Genomic DNA, 20,255 nt, shown 5'->3' on the forward strand with positions numbered 1-20,255 from the left:
TCAAAGCGGATACTTGGGGCGCGCCGCGGCCGATGAGCTAGCGGCAACGCGCCACACGGCCCCAGCGGCCACACATTTGGTACTACACACATCGTTGAGCGAATAGTTATGTTAGGAGCAGGAATGGAACAGAGGGTCCTCGGGGGAAGATACCTCCTCAAGGATAAGGTGGGAACGGGCGGTATGGCGACCGTCTTCCGTGCACAAGATCAGGTCCTCGACCGCACGGTTGCCGTCAAGATCATGCTGCCGCAGTATGCCGGCGACGCCACCTTCGCCGCCCGCTTTAAGCAGGAGGCCCAGGCAGCGGCCGGCCTGTCCTCCCCCTATATCGTGGGCGTCTACGACTGGGGCAAGGACGGCGACACCTATTACATCGTCATGGAGTACCTGCGCGGTACCGACCTTAAGAGCGGTATCAAGAGCCACGGTGCCCTCGATCCCAAGAAGGTCGCGCAGATCGGCTCGCAGATCAGCTCCGCGCTTTCGGTCGCACACAAGCACGAGATCATCCACCGCGACATTAAGCCGCAAAACATCATGGTGCTGCCCGACGGCAACATCAAGGTGATGGACTTTGGTATCGCGCGCGCCAAGAACAGTCACCTCACGCAGGATAACAACGTGCTGGGCACCGCCCACTACGTAAGCCCCGAGCAGACCCGTGGTCAGGACCTCGGCCCCACCTCGGATATCTACTCGCTGGGTGTCGTCATGTACGAGTGCGCCACCGGCCGCGTACCCTTTGACGGCGACGACGCCATCTCGGTCGCGCTCAAGCAGGTCAACGAGCTCCCCATCCCGCCGAGCCAGATCAACTCCGGCGTCGATGCCGACCTGGAGCGCATCATCCTCAAGTGCATGGAGAAGGACCCGGCAAACCGCTTCCAGACGGCCGACGAACTGCGTCAGGTGCTCAACAGCTACCTGTCCGGCCGTGCCGTCAACGTCTCGGAGCCCACGCGCATCATCGGTGCCGCCGGCGACCTGGGTGCCACCAAGACCCGCGAGCTTTCCGACTCAACGCGCGCTATGGTTCGTCCCGTCTCGGGCGTGAGCGGTCAGAACACCGCCCGTAGCGCTGTCTCGGGCTCCACGGGCTCCTACGAGGTCGAGAAGCCTAAGTCCAACAAGAACAAGATCATTGCCGCCGTGATTGCCGCCGTCGCCGTGATTGGCGTTGTAGTGGCCTTTGCCACGGGCATGTTCAGTGGCGAACAGGTCACGGTGCCCGACGTGCTGGGCAAGGACCAGGAAACCGCTATTGAGCAGATCAAGGAAGCCGGCCTTGAGGTTGGCACCGTCGACCAGAGCTACAACGACGATGTCGACGAGGGAAAGGTCGCCGAGCAAACCCCCAACGGCAAGACCAAAAAGCCCAAGGGCACAAGGGTGAACCTGGTGATCTCCAAGGGCCCCAAGCCCTCCGAGAAGGTTGAGGTTCCGCAGCTCGTCGGCCTGACCAAGGACCAGGCCGAGGCCGCACTGGCAAGCGTGGGCCTGAAGGGCAGCGCTTCTGAGGAAGCCAATGAGGCCGAAGAGGGCCAGGTCTTTGAGCAAAGCACCGTTGCCGGCAAGGAGGTCGAGAAGGGCACGACTATCTCGTACAAGGTCTCCAGCGGCCCGGACACCATCTCGGTGCCCGATCTGACCGACATGACCGAGGCCCAGGCACGCAACGCCCTCGACGTGGCCGGTTTTGGCGTCAACGTGAGCTACCAGGAGAACGATTCTGTCACCGAGGGCACCGTCATTAGCTGGAACCCCAGCGGCAAGCAGAAGCCCGGCGCCACGATCACTGTCGTCATCGCCAAGAAGTCCGGCAAGGCCAGCGTTCCGGGCAACCTGTACGGCAAGAGCATCTCCGCCGCAGTCACCGCGCTCAACAACGCCGGGTTCTACAACATCGCATTCTGCGATCAGAGCGGCAACCCCGTGAGCGGCAACGAAAACGCCACCGTTACGGGCGTCTCCCCCACCGGCAAGCAGTCTACCGACAGCACGATCACGCTGACGGTTGCACTTTCTGGCTCGGGTTCGGGTCCGGGCACGGGCACGGGCGGCGATTCCGGTACGACCAACTAAGTCGCCACCCCACCGCTCATTACGGCTCTCGCCGCAAACATATTCGCTCACAGGCGCCCGCTTGCTTCCCCAGCAAGCGGCGCTTCGTTTTTGACATGACATGAACCAGAAGAGCCCGGCACCGTAGCGGTACCGGGCTCGACAAATCTCTGGTGCCCCCGGGCGGATTCGAACCGTCGACACCCGCTTTAGGAGATATGATTTAATGCTACCCCCTACCATTCATCAAGCATCATTGAACATCATATAACCGCAGACAAACATAGCAGTTTGCGTCTTTTGCCTCCGGTAGCTGCGCCTATGCTTTTACAAACATATTACTAACGGCTTTAGCTAAACTGCACTCAATGAATTGTTGAAAACTATTCAAAGAAACGGAGTGCAAAGATGTCAGAACAGCCACTCATTAGCGGAAGAGGCACGTGTTGGAAAGACAAGAGATCACCTAACACCTATCGCTATTATTTTTCCCTTGGAGTCAAGGACCCGAAGACAGGGCGCTACAAACGATCCCCAACTTATACGGTTCGTTGCAAGACTAAAACAGAAGCTAAGGCTGCAATGCAGGCCAAGCTGGCTGAAATCAACTCCTCTGGCACGATCACTAAAACTAAAAAGCCCACTTTGCTTGCGTCCTACTGCTGGGCCTTTCATGAAAATAGGGACACCGAGCTTGTGCCAACGAGCTATGAAAGAGAAGCGTACGATTGCAGGCATATCGAAGACCTATTCGGTGCGTTTCAGACAATTGAGGGGCTAACTCCCGATCTAATCGAAGAAGCATATGCCGAAGCTCGTCGTACGGGAAAATACAAACCATCAGAGCTTGTACGAATCAATTCAAAACTGCGTCAGATTCTGTCGAATGCAGTCGCAAAGAGAATAATTGACCGAAACCCCTGCGCTACCGTTCATGTTCGCAGACCACGCAACAAAAGAGAATCACTGACAATCGACCAAGTAGCTACCCTATGCACACATCTTCAACACATTGAGCTCACCGCCGAAGCTGTTGGTACGCTAGTACTAGTGTATACGGGTATGCGGAAAGGCGAGATGCTGGGCCTCGAATGGCGCGATTGGGACCCTGCCAATAAAACCTTGAAAATTGACAGGCAGTACACCAACGACCATGAACTGAGGGCACCCAAGTCACAAGAAAGCCAACGCAAAATCCCCGTTGGAGAAACCTTGGCCGAACGCCTTCAATCATGGTCAGCCATACAAAAAGAGCTCCTGGCCTCTCTGGGGCTGTCCCAGACTGGCAGCACTCCCATCATTAGCGATATTGCTGTCAAGCAGGGGGTCCCTACTGTCTGTCACATGAAAAACTACATCTTCAACCATTGGTTTCGCGATTTCGCAGTTAGCTGTAATCTTGGAATCTATGAGCCGAACAATTCGACTGGCGGAAAACTATATAAGGGCATCTGCCCGCATCAGCTCAGGCATTGTGTAAGCACTTTTATGCTGGCGAACGGATCGGACGTTAGAAGCGTGCAAGGTATTCTTGGCCACGCGGACCCCAATATCACGCTCAAAACGTATACAAGCCTCGTTCAACAATCAGAAATAAAAGCAGTTAAAGGCTACGAAGACTTCATCAACGCCTATATACAGAAAAGCGAGAAATAGCATGTCATTCATTCATCGTTTCATCAATAATATTACGGTACTATACTACTATTTCCGCAGGTAGACGCTTTATTTGATTGACATCTAATGAGTTTTAATAGATTCTAAAGCTGTCAGATGGCTACGCATGTAGTCATAAAAACCGGCCCCCCAAGTGCTTATGAACCTGGTAAGTCTTACAAGCACAGGGAGGGCCCTCATTGAAAGGATAGCTCATCATGGCTACTCCACAGATTAGCACTCAGGCGTCCACACCGACTTTCCCCACTGGTGCCGCTCAGTGCGATCGGTTACTCCGCGTTAACGATATCCGCGAACTCACTGGCTGGAGCGAAAACACCGCGCGCAAGTTTATGCGCGAGTCCGGCAAGCTCATCCAAATCCATCGCTCGAATTACATGTTTGAAAGCTCATTCTATGAGCTTTTCAAGCAGCTTGAAGGTCGTACCGCCCACCTTGACTAGGCGGTAAACATGAGCGAGCTACCGTCAATTTCCGACATATTCAACGATGATGTTACCGAGCAACGAAAGATTATAGAGAAAATGGATAAAGCTATTTTTATTTCAGTGCCCGAGTGGGCGTGCTGCGTCACCACCGTTGCCGCCGAGCGTCTCATCCTCGGCCTCGTATGGAAGTTTGGAAAACCTTCCAAAAACAAACGGCCCATGGGCTTTTGCGCTAGAAGCAAATGGATTGAGGATCACTACCACTTGAGCAAGAACACGATATCCCGAGCCTATACTTCTCTAAAGGATAAGGGGTATTTTCAAAAAACTGGTGATGGCAGCTGGATGCTTAATTACGCTGCAATCTACCGCGCCGCGATCGAAAACGCTTGGGAGCCCCCGAAATCTTAAGTCCACAGCCCGACTATCGACGTGGGCTTCTGTCAAACAACCGAGTTAAAAACCACTGAGCCAGAATCCGCTTCAATAGAAGATGATTCTGGCTCAAATGATATCCGACCATTCACGCAGCATGTCTACCGCAATCTGGCAAGAATCGAGGACGGGGAAACCGTCATCGAGGTCGTGAAGGTCGGTAATCGCCAGGCGTCTACAAAAACATGCCGCGGATGTAAAATGAAGCAGGGTCGAACCGAAACAGTTCCCGGACAATTGGCGTCCGGCCAGACACTTCGATTCGACCCTTTCTCATACCTGCATCTAAAATACTCCCATAATCATTCTCGACATCTTTAACGCCATCACTCTCCCGCCACCAGCACGTCGTAGGTGCTATTTTCAACGAATCGATATGACCGCCCATTCATGTTCTTTAAGGCACGTGATACCATGAAAACGTGCGGTATTTCTCCAATCGAAAACCTGCGTGAACGTATGACTTGAGACGCTTTTAGAACTCACCAAGCGCAGGACAAACACAACTCAACAGCGGCCGCGTATTTGTTCCCAGCCGTACGGCATGGCGGAGCCATGCCCATTGTTGATTGGAGTGCCGCACGATGACAGACAACCCGAACGACAGAAAAATCAGCGAGACGCCCGGCGCGAAGGACGTCCTCGATGAGGCCGCCGAGCAGATTGAAAAGGCTTGGCGAGAGAAGCTGCTGCGCGAGACCGCCGATCTCAAGACCGAGAACGCGTTACTCAGGGCCCAGCTCGACGAATTCAACCGCAAGCTCGTCGAGGCGAGAGACCGGAACGAAAGACTTGAGGCCGACTGCAATGAGCGGGTCGCCTTTATCGAGGAGAAGTTCGAGCTCGACACCGCGAGCATCGAGCTCGAAAACAATGAGCTCCATGCCGCGAGCGTCAGATACCTCGCCGATGCCAGGGAGCTCAGCAGGCAGGTCGTCCAGCTCCACGCCGAGGCTGAGGCCATGTCCGATGAGATCGAGCGTCTGCGCGTCGAGCGTGACGCCGCGTTGAAAGCCCAAGCCGAGCTGAGCGATGCGCTCCTGGCCCAGCGCGACCTGATGGCCGAAGTCGCCGCCCTCAAGGACCGCCTCGCCGCCTCCGAGCGGCGGGCGACCGTGGCCGAGGCCAAGGTCGAGGTCATGACCAAGATGAGGGGCGAGTAGTCCCGCGCCCTTCCTGTCAGGTAACTGATTTCTAGAAACCTTCTAGAGCGCTTTTAGAAGGTTTCTAGAACCGGGCGCAGCATCTTCGATCGGCACGATGTCTCGATAGATAAGGCGATGCCTGGTGTCGCACCATTTATCGCGATGGTAGTGACCGAAGAACCAGACGCGGTAGCCGAGCCGTCCGTCGAGCTCACCCAGGAAGGTTTGCAGCGGATCCCCGCGGTACTCACGTCCGCGTTCGCGACACAGCTCTCTAGCCAGGGCAGCAGGAGCCTCGTGAGTCACAACGTAGTCGACCTTCCAGCCCACGCGGTCGAGCGAGGAGCGGCAGTGTTCCGTCTCTTTCTCGCTCGGCATCTCCTCGGGCCACCAGCTCCTCCCCTCCTTGCGATACTGCCTGTCGTTGCTCGCGGCGCCGCCCATGGCAAGGACTGTGAGCCCGTCGATATCGAACACCTCTCCGCGCATCAGGTGCAGCACGTGCGGTCGTGCCTCATGGACGAGCCCGCCGTTCCACTCCCGCACCGGCAGCCCGGCCAGGGCGTGGTGGTTCTCATGGTTGCCGTCTACGAAACACGTGGTCCAGGGCTTCGACTCGAACCAGTCGAGCCAATACCTCTCAGCATTCGAGCCATCCCAGACAAAGCCGAAGTCGCCGGCCACGATCACCGCGTCATCGCGCGTCAGGGTCCGGCCCAGCGGCCAATTTTTGAATGCAAACCGGCTGGACCCGTACTCGGCCCTGCCGTGCACGTCGCCTGTCACATAGACCGTCATCAGTACGCACCCCACGGCAGGAGTTTGTCCCCGAGCCTCACGATCCGGTCATACAGCACCGTGTGCCGTTCGTCCGGGTTGCCGTCTCGGTGAAAATGACCGTAATACCAGTGCTTATAGTCCAGGCGATCCTCGATCTCGTCGAGGAATCCGGTCAGCCGGTCCACATCAGGGCGTTCCCAGCCCGGGTCCGGGTAGAGCGTCGGCGAGAGCATGCGCGTGGCGCAGGTATGGGTGATGACGCAGTCGACCTTCCAGCCGACCTCGTCGAGCTTGGCCCGCGCGGCATCGAATTCGCGCTCGTCCGGAAGCTCCTGAGGCCACCAGCTGGAATACGGCACGCGGTATTCCCTGTCCACGCTCGTGGCACCGCCCATGGTGAAGACCGTCGAGCCGTCGAGCTCGAAGACCTCCCCGCGCATGAGGCGGCGGATAGACGAAGTATCCGACAGGCGTTGCGTCAGCCCACCGTGCCACAGTTCCATGGGTCGCTCCGCCCAGTGATCGAAGCGCTCGTGGTTGCCGTCGACGAACAGCACCGTGTAGGGGCGCGACTCCAGCCAGGCGATATCGGCGCATTCCTCGGCAGAGAAATCCCACGGAAAGCCAAAGTCGCCGGCGACAATGAGGTAGTCATCGCCGGTAAGGCTATCCCCAAGCTCCCAGTCGCGGAGCTTTTGCATGTCGAGCCCACCGTGGATGTCGCCCGTCACATAGACCGTCATCGAATCACCTCTTCCCTCTTGTACGCCGCCAGCTCGCGCTCGACCTGCCTGTCGCCGGTCTCGTTGACCCACCAGGGCCATTTCACCCGGCCGCACGGCTCGCCGACTCCGGCGAACCACTCCCTCAGCTCGTCGAGGCTCACCGGGGAGTGCCCGTTGGCATCGCAACCGACGTCGTAGCGCAGAAGGCCCTGCTTGCGGTTGAACTCGTTGTACGCGCCGCCGCTGCTGTGGATGTGCCCGTGGAGGTGCCACGATCCATGGCTCATGCCCTGCCAGTCGGCCATGGGGTAATGGCTCAGGACGATCTTCTGCCCGTCGATCTTGAGCACGCAGATCGGCGGCTCCACGGTGAAGGCGCCCGCGACCGCCGGCTGGGTCCAGTCCTTGTCGTGGTTTCCCGGGACGAGGTGGATGCGCCTGCAGGCGATCCGCTTGCGCAGCCCGTAGGCGTCCTGGGCGGTCATCTTGAATGAGAAATCACCCAGGATGTAGAGCTCGTCGTCCACGGCAACCCTGCCGTTGATGCTGTCGACGATGGCGTCGTTCATCTGCCAAATCGTCTCCCACGGGCGGTCGGTGAACTTCAGCACGTTCTCATGCCCGAAGTGGGTGTCGCTGGTAAACCAGATCATATTTATGTCTCCTTCTGTCGCTAAAAAACGTTCTCCTTCGAGGTCAGGAGACGTTTTATGAGCGACATGAGGTGCATATCCCTCATGTTTCAAGCTCCAATCTGTCGGGTTTGCCCAACTAAAAGTTTACGCCCACGCGCCCACGCGCGAACAGGATTCGATTTTTGAAATATGGACGAATTCCTCGTCAGAAGGGTAGAATGGTGCCGACGGCAGCCCAAGTTGTAGTGAGCTGGGCAGAGCCGTTGCTTAATAGAGTTAGGTCATCGTCTTAGCGACGGTGGCCTTTCTTTTTGGGCTTCGAGCCCTGCTTGAGTGCCTTGGAAAGGCCGACAAGGGCCGTGAGGAGCGAGACCGTAGCGGTCAGGAGCTTCACGAGCTCGGTGAAATCGGTCATGGGCATCACCTCCCATCGAATGGAGGGCTCTGCCCGGCACGAGGGCTGCCGACAGCAAGGACGATTCTATCAGAGCGGCTGACTCCCGCCGATCAATTCATACTCCTCACCCTCGCCGAATTGCGAGCATGAAAGAATCGGCACTGGATGGCAGCACGCTAGGGCACCGACGATAGGCTCTCCAAAACTAGCGAGGCGTGTCTCCGCGAGCGTAATCGCCTCGGTCGACCGCACGATCGACCTGCGGCGAGATGTCGATGTTGCCACCATGGGCTCGGCCTGCGGCGCGAACGCGGTCATCGCCAGCATCGGGAACGGCGCCGGCGTAACGGTTTCGAATCTCCCTTGCGTAACCGCGCCGGGCAAGAAGCTCATCACGAACCGCCGGATCCTCGAGCAGATCTTCATCGCACTTCGGTGCGATGAACTTAGGGAAGAGATTGTAGGCGACGCCCTTGCTCGCCTCTGCCTGCTCGACCCACGCCGAATACGCTTTCTTAAGCCGTTGAATGTAAATCTCGCAACGCCTCTCATAAGGAAGGGCTCGCTCGGCTTCCAGCACGTTATTTTTAAAGGCCGCCTCAAGCTGCTTGATCGCAAACCGCCCGTCAAGACGGGTCAGGTTGAAAGTGCATTTCGGATTGCCGGCCTCCTTGATATCGAGATCCGTCGCATAGACTCGGTTGTTCTTAATGAAAATCTCTACGCCCCATGAGGCAAGTAACTTTTTGAACTGCTCCATAGTCTTCGGGTGATAGTCGTTGATTGCAATATGGATCAACTCGCGCAAATTGTTTTTATAGCTGTACTCTCCCCGATCGACAATTTTCTTTTCAGTGTCGCGCGGCTGTCGGTCTCGAATCTTCGAGTTCTTCTTTCCCTTTTCGAGCTGAGCGAGATTCCAGGCCTTGTCCATTTCACGAACCCACGCAGCGCGTTCGTACTTTCCGCGACGCCCACCCGTCTCGCAACGCTTACCCGTCAAAAGATCCGTGCGGTTAATCGCCATATGGACCGCGTAACGTTTTCCCGCCTTATCGCTTTCCTCATGCAAGGCGACAATCACTTGTTGATGCGGGTAGTGTTTCGCAAGCCATTGCTCCGCGTAGGCCATACATGCATCGGGGGTCATCTTGCCTCCGTTGCAGCTGCACTCCTCGGGAAGAAACGCAAGAACCTGATGAAGCATCGTTATGTTCTTCGCGCCGGCACGCGCAGGCCTGTCGTGATGAAACATCTTCCGCGTCATAGCCATCTCGGAAAACCAGTACTTTCGGTTCGCGAGGTTCCAGCCGCCGCGGGCCAAAGCGTACTTTCCGTTAATGTACTTGCGCACGTTCTTCGCATAGCGCTCGGACGAAACACCTTTCTGCTTAACGACGGTCATTTTGATCACCGCCGACGAAATAGCGCTGTTCGAGTTCTTCGATAAAGAGAGTGACTTTGCGGGCGTTCTGGTAAACCTTTTCAAGCGTTCGGAAAACTGCCTTCTCGTTGTAGGCCGGAAGACCTTGCGCGTGCACGAAGTACATCAGCTGGTTGAGGTTCGTCCCCTCGCGATACAGCTCGTGATAGATTTTTGCGACCTGGCTCATATCGAAATCGATCATCTCGATTTTCCCGGCCAGCATCACGCGGCGGGCATACGCACTGACGGTCGTGCCGAGCGCATCCGCCTGCTTGCGAATCGCCTCGTGCTCGCCATCGGTGACTTTGACGTAAATAACCGCCGAGCGCTTTTCGTTCGAATCCTCTGAAACGGTTTGCAGCTTTTTGCTACGGCCACCGTTCTTATTTTTGGAAATGGCTAGATCATCGAACGATTCATTCCAATGAATCAGTGCATAGCGAATGAATTCGGCTTTCGTCATGCCCGCCTTTTCTGCCAAAGCGGAAAGCGTTTCGTATTCTTCAGAAGTGAGTGTCGCCTTAACGGTGTACGGACGTTTGCAACTCATCATTCATGCCCCCAGGAAAGCAGAGCGAATCGGTGAGGCCACCGATTCAAAACCGATATGAGATTGCTTTCCTTTTTAGGAGCGACTGACGTCGCGCCGATTTTTGAAGTGACGCCGTCGCTTCCCTTAGAGAAATGAAGGCGAACTTCATTTCTAACTTTATCGCCGTGTGAGGTGTTAAACAAGATGTGTTGGCAGATAAAGGGGGCGAGTATGGCCCCATTTATCTAGCCCAACACCAATCTTGCAATCACCGGGACGGCGATTGGGCGAAGCGTAGCGTAGACACGAAATGAGAGGCCTCGTTTCGAGCGAAAGGCTTCGCGGTGTCGTAGTGTCAGCGGAGACCGTGAGCGGAAGCGAATTTTTAACGCGAAGGATGCTGAGTGTTAGAAATTCGCTGTAGCGGACTCCGGGCGAGGGCTGGAGCAAGTTGATGGAAGACCTTACCGATTTGCGGAAGGTTTTGCCCGAAGCATCCGGCACCGCCGAATTCTTTTGGAACGGCCTCTCGTTTGATTGCTTTCCTATCGTTTGCTCCCAGACTGGGCGTCTAAAAAAGGCGGCCGAACCGGCCGCCCGCAAATTAACATTTACCAAATGTAAGAGAAGAGGAACGATGCACATTACTCCCAGTGGCCGGCGACGTCGACAATCCAATGTTGTCCCGTAGCCTGCTGTTCATAATGCCCCTGATCTTCAGAGGTGGTATACGAATCATTGATTGCAGAAGCTCCATTAGGGTGTTGTGCATCACCGTAGGTAGAGATAACATGATTGTCCATTTCGGCTGCTGAGTTAAACGTCGCATGGCATACAGAGCACATCCAACGTTCATGACGCGTATATACCACATTCGGCACCCAGACCTGGCTGTAATCAGTCTCCCAGTGGCCCTGCTCGGCAACCCACTTCTTCTGGCTACCGCCGTTGGAAGAGGAATTGTTGCTGCCAGAGCCCTGCGAATTGCCGGAATTCTGCTTGGACTGGGAGGAATCGCCCTTGCTGTCCGACTTCGAGGAATCGGAAGACTTGTTATCCTCCTTCTTGGAGTCATCGGACTTCTGGTCCTTGTCGTCGGATTCTTTCTTCTCCTCGGACTTGGCTCCAGAGGTTTGCGCCGCCTTTTCTTCGCTTGGCTTCTTTTTGTCTTTATTCTTTACCGCTGTGGCGGCCCTTTCCGTAGAGCCGCTTCCTTGCTTTGCAACGCTGGCACATCCAAGTTGAGGTGCCGAAAGGCACACCAGAAGCGCAACGATAATAGCCTTTGTTCTCACACCGATCTCCCTGTCCATGAAACCAGGCGTTGGACACTAGCCGATATCCAACGCCCGACTCGCTTTTACATCTGCTCGCGGCGCTTCTTCCGGTCGAGGAAGACGCCGGTCGCCACGAGGACGGTACCGCCGATGACGAACGTCTCGCCGATGAGTCCCGCGCGGTCACCGGTCTGGGCGAGGCTGCCGGTCTGGGCGGTATCCGTGCCGGCGAGGTGCTTCGGGCTGTATGCCGCCTGCTGCTTTGCGACCTCCTCTGCCTCCTGTCGTGCGATCTCATCGGAAAGCTTCTGCTCCGCTGCGATGCGGTCGGACTTCGCCAACTCGTAGGCGGCGAGTGCCGCATCATAGCCGGGCTGGAGCTCGTCCACCGCGGTCTGCTTCTCGTCCAGGATGGCCTTGGCGGGCGCGACCTTGGCACGTGCCTCGACTGCTGCGGCGAAAAGCGCGTTGAGGGCGTCATCCGCGTTCGCGTCACGGCCGGAAGCGATCGCCGCGCCGGCATCGATGGAGTTCAGCTTCGACAGCTTGGCGTCTGCCTGCGCCTTCGCCTGTTCGGCGGCGGAGACCAGGGACTCGGCGGCGCCGGCGGCTGCCTTCGCGGCATCGAGTTCGACCTTGGTGTCATTGACGGCCCTTACTGCATCCTGCTCGCGCTGCTGTGCCTCTGCGAGCTTCGCGGCAAGACCGGTGAGGATGTCGAGGTTCGACTGTGCGTCCTCGAGATCGGTCTGGGAGCCGGTAAGCCTGTCGGCGGCAACGCCGGTGTCGGTCTTTGCGGCATCGACGGCACGCTGGGCATCCGCGAGGGCGCGTGCGGTGGCGTCCGCCTTTTGCTCGGCGGCGGCGAGGACGGTCGCTTTCTCGACCTGATCGGCTGCCGCCGCGTCATGGACGCTCTTTGCGGTATCGACCGCCTTCTTGGCGTCGGCGACGTCCTGGAAGAACTTCGCGAGGTCGGCGTTCGCATCGTCCACGCCCTGCTGCTTAGCAGCGGTGTCCGCCTTGGCGGAATCCAACTTAGACTGTGCGGTCGTTACGGCTGCGTTGGCGGCATCAAAGGCGACCTGCTTCTGCTGGACGGTCGACTTTGCCGTAACGACTGCCGCGTTGGCGGCATCGAGGCTCGATTTCGCCGCATCCAACCCAGCTCGGGCATCCGTGACGCCCTGCTGCTTGGCGGCGAGATCGGCCTTTGCGGCATCGACGGCACGCTGGGCATCGGTGACGTCCTGCTTCGCGGCATCGACGTCTGCCTGTGCGGAATCCGCTGCGACCTGCTTCTGCTGGACGGTTGTGGCGGCGCCGGCGGCTGCCTGCTGCTTGGATGCGAGATCGGCCTTGGCTGCGTCGAGTGCGCTCTTGGCGTTCTTGAGACCGTTGATATAGGAGATCAGCTTCTGCTCGTACTCGTCGACGGAGATGGGGTTCATGTTCCAACCGGAGCCGGACCAGCCGGAGATCTCTGCGGTGTAGCACTGCGTCTGAAGCCCGGACATGGTGCCCTTGGTGCAGGTTGCCATTCCCATAACGGCGAGTTCGGGATTGATGATGTTCATGTAATGGCCGACGGTGCCGCTGCTGCCGTTCTCCCAGCGGCAGTTGTCTGCAATCCAATGGTTGATTGCGACGCCGTTCTTTGCATAGAAATCATAGGCATCCTTGCCGACAAGACCGGTGACTCCATAAAGGGCCTCCGTTGCCTTGTCGAAAAAGCCCTTCTCCTGCTCGATCCACTGCCCACTCGGATCGATTCCGTAATTCCATGCCAGATTTTCGGCAAAATCATATTGACGGGCATGATCGAGCACGGTGTCGCTGTAGTTGGCATCCGCAATGGCACCGGCGATGAGCTTGTAGGTGACATGGAGCTCGGACAGGCCGACCGACTTGCGGTAGTCGTTGACGGACTTCATCCACCTGATCGCATTGAGCATGTTATCAAGGGACGTGGCGTCCTTGGAGTTGCCGACTTCGGTCTTTCCGGCATATTTGGCGTTCAGGATGATGTTGACTGCGTCATCGGCACCCATGGCACGGAAGAAGCCGATGGCTCCCTGCTTGAGCTGCGCGTCGGCGGAATCGAGTTTCGCCCGTGCCTCGTCGACCTTCTGCTGGGCGGCGGTCACGGCAGCGTCTGCGGTATCCTTCGCCGCCTTGGCGTTCGCGAGCTCTACGTCGGCGGCCGCCTTGGCGGACTCAGCGTCCTTGACAGCCTGCTTCGCGGCATCCAGCTTGGAGATGGCGTCGACGTTCGCCTGCTTGGCGGCATCGAGGTCGGCGTTCGCGGCATCGAGTGCGGACTGGGCGGCGTTCACACCGGATTCGGCATCGGCCGCGGCCTGCTGCTTTACGGAGAGGGACGCCTGGGCATCATTCAGATCGGCCTGTGCCGTTGCCGCAGCGGACTGTGCCTGCTCGAGCTCGGACTCGCACTGGGACTGTGCCGCTCGTGCGGCGGCGAGGGCTGCCTCTGCGTCCGCGACCTTCTGTTTTGCCGCATCGTACTCCGGACCGCTGGCACCTGCCTCCGCTGCAGCGAGGTCGGCTTTCGCCTTCTCGTAGGCGGCGCTGGCGGCTGCGGCCTTCGCATCCGCCGCGTCCTTGTTCTGCTTGGCTGCAGCGAGGACAGAATCGGCGGCATCCTTTGCAGACTGGGCCGCAACCAGCTTGGACTGAGCATCGGCAAGCGTCGTGTTGGCGTTGTTAAGTTCGGCCTGTGCCCTGTCCACGGCAGCCTGGGCGTCACGCACGGCCTGCTCGGCGGCACTGATTGCCTCCGGGGTGGCGCTTACGGCATCTGCCTTGGCTTTATCGAGGGCATCCTTGGCATTCTGGGCCGCCTTGATGGCGGACTGGTACGCTTCGTCCTTCTCGGATGCATCTGCCTTGGCGTCTGCGAGACCCGCCTTCGCCTGCTCGAGGTGCTTGCCGGCGGCATCGGCGGCGTCCTTGCCCTCCGCGACCTGACGGGCGTACTCGTCCATTGCCGCACGGTCGGCTGCCGTACCGGCGTTGACTGCAGAATCGTAGGATGCCTTGGCCTGGTCGCGGGCGGAAGCCGCCTCGTTGTAGGGGCCGGCGACCTCATCGTAGGATGCCTTGGCGGCGTCCTCCTTCGCCTTCGCCTCGTCGACTGCCTTCTGCAGGTCCGCGATGGTCTGTGCGGCGGATTTCGCGCCGGCACCGGATGCCGCGCCGGCGTGGGCGGCGATCGGCGACATCACGGCGGGGTGCTGCGTGCCCCCGTCACCGGTCTGGGCGAATGCCGTGAACGGTGAGATGAGGCTCGATCAGGTCATGGCGGCCATGGTCGCCGCGGTGACGGTCAGACGCGCGATCCCCTTCGGAGTGTGAATCTTTTTGCTTGGCAGTGCGGCGAAGTGATCGCCACCGGCAGCGAAATGCTTTCCCTGAGTCATTGTGCTGTTCCATTCCTTTTCCGTGCCCTATCCGACTGGGCATCAGAACTCTTTCCAATAAAGGTAATTATGCGCCTTAACAGGGATTGTTGTATATAGTCCGTTGGCATAAATACAACAATCCATGACTCTTTTTGTCATGGATGCGAAGACGCTTCAGAAATCATTCGGCATGAGATGCAAAGAGCTCCGCGCTGGACTCGGGTACAGCCAGGAGCAGTTCGCCAATTTGATTGAGATGGATCGTTCCTACTACGCGAGCATTGAAGTCGGACGAAGAAATGTCAGTCTTTCTAACCTCTCTAAAATTGCCAATGGATTTAACATATCAATTGCTGCACTTATGACTGGTGTCAGCGATAAATCGGATTAGTCCATCAATCAGCGAACGAAGTGAGCGAATAAATCGGCGGCGTAGCCGGCGGCAAGGACACGGTACGTGGCCGCGCAGCGAGCTTCGCGAGCGAAGAGGACGGCATCGCCGTCCCTATATCTTTATAGTATATTTCTCTATTAATTGGTTTCACCAAAATGGGTATTGCGCAAGCTTCTGAACAGGCGTTTTTATCAAAAACTCAAAGCAGCCGAATCATCAAAATGGTGAAATTTTTTACCCAAATTGAGGAAGCGCTTCACCAAAATGGAACCGACTAACGGCTGTTGAAAACTTTTTATCCCCAAAATGGTGATTTCCTGTTTTCAGTGGAAAACTCGGTAAGTTAAATTATTTACTTACCAGATTTACAAACAAAAGCAGTTCTTAACCCTAAAACCAGAACAGGTCAGAAGCAAAATTAACTCCTGACCTGCGATTTTTCTGGTGCCCCCGGGCGGATTCGAACCGTCGACACCCGCTTTAGGAGAGCGGTGCTCTATCCCCTGAGCTACGGAGGCATGTTGTATTAGTGTAGCAGATTTACGCCGCTGTAATGCAGCGTATACCCACTCTTCGAAGTTGCGGTGGAACAGCCCTCCGGAAAGTGCGTCCCACTATCCAGGCAAATTCTGGGTCAGACTTTCCCCATGAGACCTCGCTGGGAAACTGTGACCCAGAATTTCGGCTCGAAACGGGACACGGTTTCCCAAACGACCCCGTTCCGGAAACTACATCCCGGAATCGACGCTCGAACTGGGATGCACTTTCCCGATCGAGCCACATGGGAGACTGCGCCCCACTTTGAGGGGGCGCTCTTTAATGACTAGTTGCCTTTGTGGAAAAGGTTTTTGATAACGGAGGGGATGCTCTTGGCGCCCTTGGCCGTCACATCGATAAAGTCGGGCGAACGAACGAGCCTGTCCTCGTCAATGTACTTACGCACCGCGCGAAGCGTTTCCTTGTCATTGCGCGTCGAAAACGTAAAGTGGCCATTCTCTTTGGTAAAGATGGCAAAACGCGTAATCTTCTTGGTGCCGCGCAAAACCTCGGCGGCAATATAGTCGACCTCGTCCCACGGGATTTGGATATAATCCTCGGGATTACGCTCGTTATAGTACTCAAACGCCTTATTGCCCACCATCACGTTACCGTGACTGGTAAGCCCCATCAGGCAGGTTGCCGGCGTTGCCAGATCGACCGTGCTGTTCTGAGATTGCGCCATACGCGCCTCGCCCTCCAATAAAAACAATCGGACCGCATCCAGTGTACCCACCGGGTGCGGTCCGTTTCAATGGCTCAAAAGCCCTTGCCTAGCAACTCTCGGTCTTAAGCCGAAGCGTGCTTACATGAAGCCGCAGACGCGACCGATGATGCCGACGGCGAAGAGAGCCAGGATGATGACGATCGGGCTGACCTTCTTCTTGAGGAGCTTGCAGACCAGAAGGGTCAGGCACACGGCGGCAAGGCCGGGGATGAGCTGATCGAGGTTGGCCTGAAGCGTGGTGACCTTCACCGGGTCGAGTGCGTTGGCACCGACAGAGCTGTACATCGTCAGTGCCTGCTTGATGCCCTCAGAACCGGCGGGCAGGTTGGCCCAGTCGATATAGGCGCCAGCAGACTGCGTGACCTTGGAGACGACCGGGGTGAAGGAGATGGACACCCAGCGCTCGACCAGGGCGCCGATGATGAACATACCCAGGATGGAAGCACCCTCGGTGACCTTGCCCATCAGACCGCCGGAGAGGTCCTTGGCGATGGAGGAGCCGACCTTGTAGCCAAACTCCTGCGTGTACCACAGGAAAGCGTAACGGATGATGTTCCACGCGAAGAAGAACAGCAGCGGACCGGCGATGCTGCCGGACAGGGCCAGGGAAGCGCCCAGTGCGCCCAGAATCGGGCGAAGGGTGAACCAGAAGGCGGGGTCGCCGACGCCGGCGAGCGGGCCCATCATACCGACCTTGACGCCCTGAATGGCGACATCGTCAATCGGAGCACCGTTGGCGCGCTCCTCCTCGAGGGCGAGGGTAACGCCAATGACGGGGGCGGAAACATAGGGGTGGGTGTTATAGAACTCCAGGTGGCGCTTAAGAGCGGCAATCTGGTCATCCTTGCTGGTGTAGAGCTTCTTGATCGCAGGGATCATTGCGAAGCACCAGCCGCCGTTCTGCATACGCTCGTAGTTCCACGAGCCCTGAAGGAACTGATGACGGAAGCAAACCTTCTTACGGTCAGCCTTGGTGAGCTGAATCTTGTTCTCTGCCATATGTATCACTCCCCTCCTACTCGTAATCGTTCAGAATGTCGCCGAGCGGGTCACCGGAGCCACCGCCCATGCCGCCACCCTGCTTGGCCAGATCCTTAAGGCCAAGGTAGATGAGGGCAAGGGAGATGCCGATGAGGCCAAGGGCGATCAGCGTGAGCTGAGGGATGGCAGCAAGGACAAAGCCGAGGATGAAGAACGGCCAGGTCTCCTTGGTGGCCATCATGTTGATGACCATGGCGTAACCGACGGAAGCGACCATGCCGCCGCCGACAGCCATGCCGCCGGACAGCCAATCGGGCATAGCGTTAAGCGCGTTGGTAACGGCCTCGGCCGGGATGATGCACAGAAGTACTGCCGGGATGGCGATACGAACACCCTGCATGAGGATGCCGGCGTACTGCCAACGCTCGATGCCGGCGAAGTCGCCCTTCTCGGCGCAGGCGTCCATGCCGTGAACCATAGCGGTAGCCAGGGTACGGCAGATCATGGTCAGGAACAGACCAGCGACCGACAGCGGGACGGCGACGGCGATGGCGGCGGTAACGGCCTTGGCCGAATCGGTGGCGCCACCGTTGAGGGCGAGCACCATGATGATCGAAGAAGCGACCGAGGCCAGAGCGGCGTCAGGCGCGACGGCGGCGCCGACGTTAGCCCAGCCAAGGGCCATCATCTGGAGCGAACCGCCCAGGAGGATGCCCTCCTGAAGGTGACCGGTTACGAGACCGATAAGCGTGCATGCCACGAGCGGCTGATGGAACTGGAACTCATCCAGAATGCCTTCCATACCGGCAAGCAACGCGACAATCGCAACAAGCAGAATAGTGATTGCAGACATGTATCGGACCCTCCTTTACTATGCTTGAGCGGCCAGTTCGGCCTTAGCTTTCTTCAACATGGCGTCGAGATCCTCGGAGGAATCCGAAGGAACCTTGCGGACCTCGAACTTGACGCCCTTGGCCTTGAGAGCCTCGATGGTCTTGACATCGTCATCGCCCATAGCGACAGCGTTAGTGACGACGACCTTGCCCTTGGAGTGGGCCATGGAACCGATGTTGGCTTCCTTGATGTCGACGCCGGCCTCGATGGCCCTGAGCAGATCCTGCGGGTTCTCGAACAGCAGCATCGCCTTGGTGTCGCCAAAGCGCGTGTCCTTGACGACCTCGGCCATCTTCTTGATAGGCACGACGTTGGCGTGGACTCCCGGAGGGGCAGCCTGCTCGATCATGGTCTTGCGGAGCTCGTCGTGAGCAACGCCGTCGGAGACCACGATGATGCGGTTGGGGTTGATCTGCTTGGTCCACGTGGTGGCCACCTGACCATGCAGCAGGCGCGTGTCGATACGGACGTGGGCGATCTTGATGTGCCCGTCGCCGATCACCGTTCCCGGAGGAATGGCACCCGCAGGAGCAGCGGCGGCCGCAGCCGGCTTCTTCTCCTCGGGCTCCAGAGACTCGGGCTTGACGCGCACGCCGGCCTTAGCCTCAGTCACGAGATGTTTTGCGATCGCATGTGCAGTGTTCTTTGCGTCAAAGCGCTGAGAATATGCCTCGATGAGCATAGGCAGGTTGACACCGGTGACGATAGCCCAGGAATCGTGGCCCTCGATGAGCCCGCTGATCTGGTTGAACGGCGTGCCGCCCCACAGATCAACGAGGAAGAGCACCTGCTCCTGGTCCTCGAAGGAAGCGATTGCCTCCTCGACCTTGGCACGGAAGTCGTCGGGGCCCATGCTCGGCTCGAGCGAGACCACGGCAACAGACGGCTGATCGCCAAAGACCATCGAGCCCGTCTGCTTGATTCCAGCCGCCAAGTCACCATGGCTAGCAAGAACAATACTTACCATCACATAACCTCCTTTTTGTCTACGTAATTCCTACACGACAGTTATGGAGTATAGCTGCAAATACAGCAGAATTGTTTGAAAAACTGCAAAAGGTAGCATTATTTGTTTAAACGTCTTAATTTGTTACAAGTTGATTACATTCCAGTATTTTGGCTGATTTGCTGCTGAGGATTGATAGCTGATCTATTTACATGACCGAATTGAGCACGCTGTTCATTATTGCCGGTTTTAAACAGACACAAATGTGCTCGCGTTGAGGCTATTTCGTTTAAACAGATGGTGCTTGACTAATGGTAAGAAATATGCTCTAGCAAAGTAGTCGTTAGGGACGTTCTTTAATGACTAGTCGTTTAAGAACGTCCCCAACGACTAAGTTAGGCGATGTGGAGGGGGTTGGCGGCGTCGACGGCATCGGGGGCATCGGATAGGCCGTCGGGGGCAGCGTCTGTCGGGTCCTCGTCGGGGGTCTCGATCTGCTTGATCATGACCTCCTGGCCCTGCAGCAGATAGGTCTCGCCGCTACCGCAATGGGGGCAGGTCTTGCCGTGCTCGACCGTCGCGTAGTCGCAGCCGCACGCCTCGCAATGCGTCACGGCCTCGACAGGCTCCACAATAAGCTCCGCGCCCTGCGTGATAGGCTTTTTATCTGCCGCCCAGCGCCAAGCATCAAGCAGCAGATCGGGAACGACGCCCGAGACCTCGCCCAGGAGCAGCGTCACGCTCGAAACGCGACTCACGCCATTGGCGCGCGCCACATTCTCGACATCGCGAATGATGTGATAGACGATTCCTAATTCATGCACTTTTTCTTC

20 protein-coding genes and 1 tRNA gene are annotated in these 20,255 nt (G+C 57.4%); 6 read left to right on the forward strand and 15 right to left on the reverse strand.

What is annotated here, in order from left to right; genetic code table 11:
- Window positions 1–123 precede the first annotated feature (123 nt).
- The 5 genes from pknB to DW661_RS04005 all read left to right on the forward strand — a co-directional run bounded on the left by pknB (window position 124) and on the right by DW661_RS04005 (window position 5,767).
- Window positions 124–2,085 carry a Stk1 family PASTA domain-containing Ser/Thr kinase gene (gene pknB, locus DW661_RS03980; protein WP_118934742.1) on the forward strand — a complete coding sequence of 654 codons (1,962 nt, stop codon included), beginning with the start codon at window positions 124–126 and terminating at the stop codon, window positions 2,083–2,085.
- Window positions 2,086–2,472: 387 nt separating this feature from the next.
- A complete protein-coding gene (xerC, locus tag DW661_RS03985; RefSeq protein ID WP_117629697.1) occupies window positions 2,473–3,720 on the forward strand; it encodes a tyrosine recombinase XerC in 1,248 nt (415 codons plus the stop codon).
- A gap of 218 nt (window positions 3,721–3,938) precedes the next feature.
- Window positions 3,939–4,184: a hypothetical protein gene (locus DW661_RS03990; RefSeq protein ID WP_117629696.1), complete on the forward strand. Its 246-nt coding sequence runs from the start codon at window positions 3,939–3,941 to the stop codon at window positions 4,182–4,184.
- A 9-nt stretch (window positions 4,185–4,193) separates the two neighbouring features.
- A complete protein-coding gene (locus DW661_RS03995) occupies window positions 4,194–4,580 on the forward strand; it encodes a hypothetical protein (RefSeq protein WP_118934744.1) in 387 nt (128 codons plus the stop codon).
- Between the two features lie 608 nt (window positions 4,581–5,188).
- On the forward strand, window positions 5,189–5,767 hold the full coding sequence (locus tag DW661_RS04005) for a hypothetical protein (protein ID WP_117629693.1): 579 nt from the start codon (window positions 5,189–5,191) through the stop codon (window positions 5,765–5,767).
- Between the two features lie 42 nt (window positions 5,768–5,809).
- Here DW661_RS04005 and DW661_RS04010 read toward each other — a convergent pair whose 3' ends face one another.
- The 9 genes from DW661_RS04010 to DW661_RS10440 form a co-directional block, all read right to left on the reverse strand.
- Complete coding sequence (locus tag DW661_RS04010; protein ID WP_117629692.1) at window positions 5,810–6,547, reverse strand: metallophosphoesterase; 738 nt, start codon at window positions 6,545–6,547, stop codon at window positions 5,810–5,812.
- A complete protein-coding gene (locus DW661_RS04015) occupies window positions 6,547–7,344 on the reverse strand; it encodes a metallophosphoesterase family protein (RefSeq protein ID WP_233547447.1) in 798 nt (265 codons plus the stop codon). The genes DW661_RS04010 and DW661_RS04015 overlap by 1 nt, the downstream gene beginning before the upstream one ends.
- A complete protein-coding gene (locus DW661_RS04020; RefSeq protein WP_117629690.1) occupies window positions 7,269–7,907 on the reverse strand; it encodes a hypothetical protein in 639 nt (212 codons plus the stop codon). Before DW661_RS04020 ends, DW661_RS04015 begins: the two co-directional genes overlap by 76 nt.
- A 271-nt stretch (window positions 7,908–8,178) precedes the next feature.
- On the reverse strand, window positions 8,179–8,304 hold the full coding sequence (locus tag DW661_RS10435; RefSeq protein ID WP_255413310.1) for a hypothetical protein: 126 nt from the start codon (window positions 8,302–8,304) through the stop codon (window positions 8,179–8,181).
- 187 nt (window positions 8,305–8,491) lie between these two features.
- Window positions 8,492–9,691, reverse strand: a complete 1,200-nt coding sequence (locus DW661_RS04025; RefSeq protein ID WP_117786234.1) for a relaxase/mobilization nuclease domain-containing protein — start codon at window positions 9,689–9,691, stop codon at window positions 8,492–8,494.
- Window positions 9,678–10,265, reverse strand: a complete 588-nt coding sequence (locus DW661_RS04030; protein ID WP_117629688.1) for a ribbon-helix-helix protein, CopG family — start codon at window positions 10,263–10,265, stop codon at window positions 9,678–9,680. The genes DW661_RS04025 and DW661_RS04030 overlap by 14 nt, the downstream gene beginning before the upstream one ends.
- Before the next feature lie 623 nt (window positions 10,266–10,888).
- Complete coding sequence (locus DW661_RS04035) at window positions 10,889–11,539, reverse strand: hypothetical protein (protein WP_233547448.1); 651 nt, start codon at window positions 11,537–11,539, stop codon at window positions 10,889–10,891.
- A gap of 65 nt (window positions 11,540–11,604) precedes the next feature.
- Window positions 11,605–14,763, reverse strand: a complete 3,159-nt coding sequence (locus tag DW661_RS04040; protein ID WP_199584846.1) for a hypothetical protein — start codon at window positions 14,761–14,763, stop codon at window positions 11,605–11,607.
- A gap of 69 nt (window positions 14,764–14,832) precedes the next feature.
- The gene (locus DW661_RS10440; protein ID WP_255413577.1) at window positions 14,833–14,961 is read right to left on the reverse strand and encodes a hypothetical protein; all 129 of its coding nucleotides are present in this window, start codon (window positions 14,959–14,961) and stop codon (window positions 14,833–14,835) included.
- Between the two features lie 172 nt (window positions 14,962–15,133).
- Here DW661_RS10440 and DW661_RS04045 point away from each other — a divergent pair, with 172 nt between their 5' ends.
- Entirely contained in the window at window positions 15,134–15,334 is a 201-nt protein-coding gene (locus tag DW661_RS04045) for a helix-turn-helix domain-containing protein (RefSeq protein ID WP_233505692.1), read from the forward strand.
- Window positions 15,335–15,779: 445 nt separating this feature from the next.
- Here DW661_RS04045 and DW661_RS04050 read toward each other — a convergent pair.
- From DW661_RS04050 to DW661_RS04075, 6 genes are all read right to left on the reverse strand, one after another.
- A tRNA-Arg gene (locus DW661_RS04050) sits at window positions 15,780–15,855 on the reverse strand.
- A 305-nt stretch (window positions 15,856–16,160) separates the two neighbouring features.
- The gene (locus DW661_RS04055; RefSeq protein ID WP_117800596.1) at window positions 16,161–16,559 is read right to left on the reverse strand and encodes a DUF956 family protein; all 399 of its coding nucleotides are present in this window, start codon (window positions 16,557–16,559) and stop codon (window positions 16,161–16,163) included.
- Window positions 16,560–16,679: 120 nt separating this feature from the next.
- Window positions 16,680–17,600: a PTS system mannose/fructose/sorbose family transporter subunit IID gene (locus tag DW661_RS04060; RefSeq protein WP_117564942.1), complete on the reverse strand. Its 921-nt coding sequence runs from the start codon at window positions 17,598–17,600 to the stop codon at window positions 16,680–16,682.
- 16 nt (window positions 17,601–17,616) lie between these two features.
- Window positions 17,617–18,435, reverse strand: a complete 819-nt coding sequence (locus tag DW661_RS04065) for a PTS mannose/fructose/sorbose transporter subunit IIC (RefSeq protein ID WP_089573274.1) — start codon at window positions 18,433–18,435, stop codon at window positions 17,617–17,619.
- Window positions 18,436–18,453: 18 nt separating this feature from the next.
- The gene (locus DW661_RS04070; protein WP_089573275.1) at window positions 18,454–19,443 is read right to left on the reverse strand and encodes a PTS sugar transporter subunit IIB; all 990 of its coding nucleotides are present in this window, start codon (window positions 19,441–19,443) and stop codon (window positions 18,454–18,456) included.
- Between the two features lie 374 nt (window positions 19,444–19,817).
- Entirely contained in the window at window positions 19,818–20,246 is a 429-nt protein-coding gene (locus DW661_RS04075; RefSeq protein ID WP_117583629.1) for a hydrogenase maturation nickel metallochaperone HypA, read from the reverse strand.
- Window positions 20,247–20,255: the final 9 nt, after the last annotated feature.

The organism is Collinsella sp. AM24-1 (assembly GCF_003470325.1).
GTDB lineage: Bacteria > Actinomycetota > Coriobacteriia > Coriobacteriales > Coriobacteriaceae > Collinsella.

Coding starts and splice junctions, on each gene's coding strand:
- DW661_RS10435 (WP_255413310.1), bottom strand. CDS start 8,304: ATGACCGATTTCACCGAGCTCGTGAAGCTCCTGACCGCTACGGTCTCG.
- DW661_RS04025 (WP_117786234.1), bottom strand. CDS start 9,691: ATGACCGTCGTTAAGCAGAAAGGTGTTTCGTCCGAGCGCTATGCGAAG.
- DW661_RS03990 (WP_117629696.1), top strand. CDS start 3,939: ATGGCTACTCCACAGATTAGCACTCAGGCGTCCACACCGACTTTCCCC.
- pknB (WP_118934742.1), top strand. CDS start 124: ATGGAACAGAGGGTCCTCGGGGGAAGATACCTCCTCAAGGATAAGGTG.
- DW661_RS10440 (WP_255413577.1), bottom strand. CDS start 14,961: ATGACTCAGGGAAAGCATTTCGCTGCCGGTGGCGATCACTTCGCCGCA.
- DW661_RS03995 (WP_118934744.1), top strand. CDS start 4,194: ATGAGCGAGCTACCGTCAATTTCCGACATATTCAACGATGATGTTACC.
- DW661_RS04005 (WP_117629693.1), top strand. CDS start 5,189: ATGACAGACAACCCGAACGACAGAAAAATCAGCGAGACGCCCGGCGCG.
- DW661_RS04065 (WP_089573274.1), bottom strand. CDS start 18,435: ATGTCTGCAATCACTATTCTGCTTGTTGCGATTGTCGCGTTGCTTGCC.
- DW661_RS04010 (WP_117629692.1), bottom strand. CDS start 6,547: ATGACGGTCTATGTGACAGGCGACGTGCACGGCAGGGCCGAGTACGGG.
- DW661_RS04045 (WP_233505692.1), top strand. CDS start 15,134: ATGAGATGCAAAGAGCTCCGCGCTGGACTCGGGTACAGCCAGGAGCAG.
- DW661_RS04060 (WP_117564942.1), bottom strand. CDS start 17,600: ATGGCAGAGAACAAGATTCAGCTCACCAAGGCTGACCGTAAGAAGGTT.
- DW661_RS04020 (WP_117629690.1), bottom strand. CDS start 7,907: ATGATCTGGTTTACCAGCGACACCCACTTCGGGCATGAGAACGTGCTG.
- DW661_RS04070 (WP_089573275.1), bottom strand. CDS start 19,443: ATGGTAAGTATTGTTCTTGCTAGCCATGGTGACTTGGCGGCTGGAATC.
- DW661_RS04030 (WP_117629688.1), bottom strand. CDS start 10,265: ATGATGAGTTGCAAACGTCCGTACACCGTTAAGGCGACACTCACTTCT.
- DW661_RS04040 (WP_199584846.1), bottom strand. CDS start 14,763: ATGTCGCCGATCGCCGCCCACGCCGGCGCGGCATCCGGTGCCGGCGCG.
- xerC (WP_117629697.1), top strand. CDS start 2,473: ATGTCAGAACAGCCACTCATTAGCGGAAGAGGCACGTGTTGGAAAGAC.
- DW661_RS04055 (WP_117800596.1), bottom strand. CDS start 16,559: ATGGCGCAATCTCAGAACAGCACGGTCGATCTGGCAACGCCGGCAACC.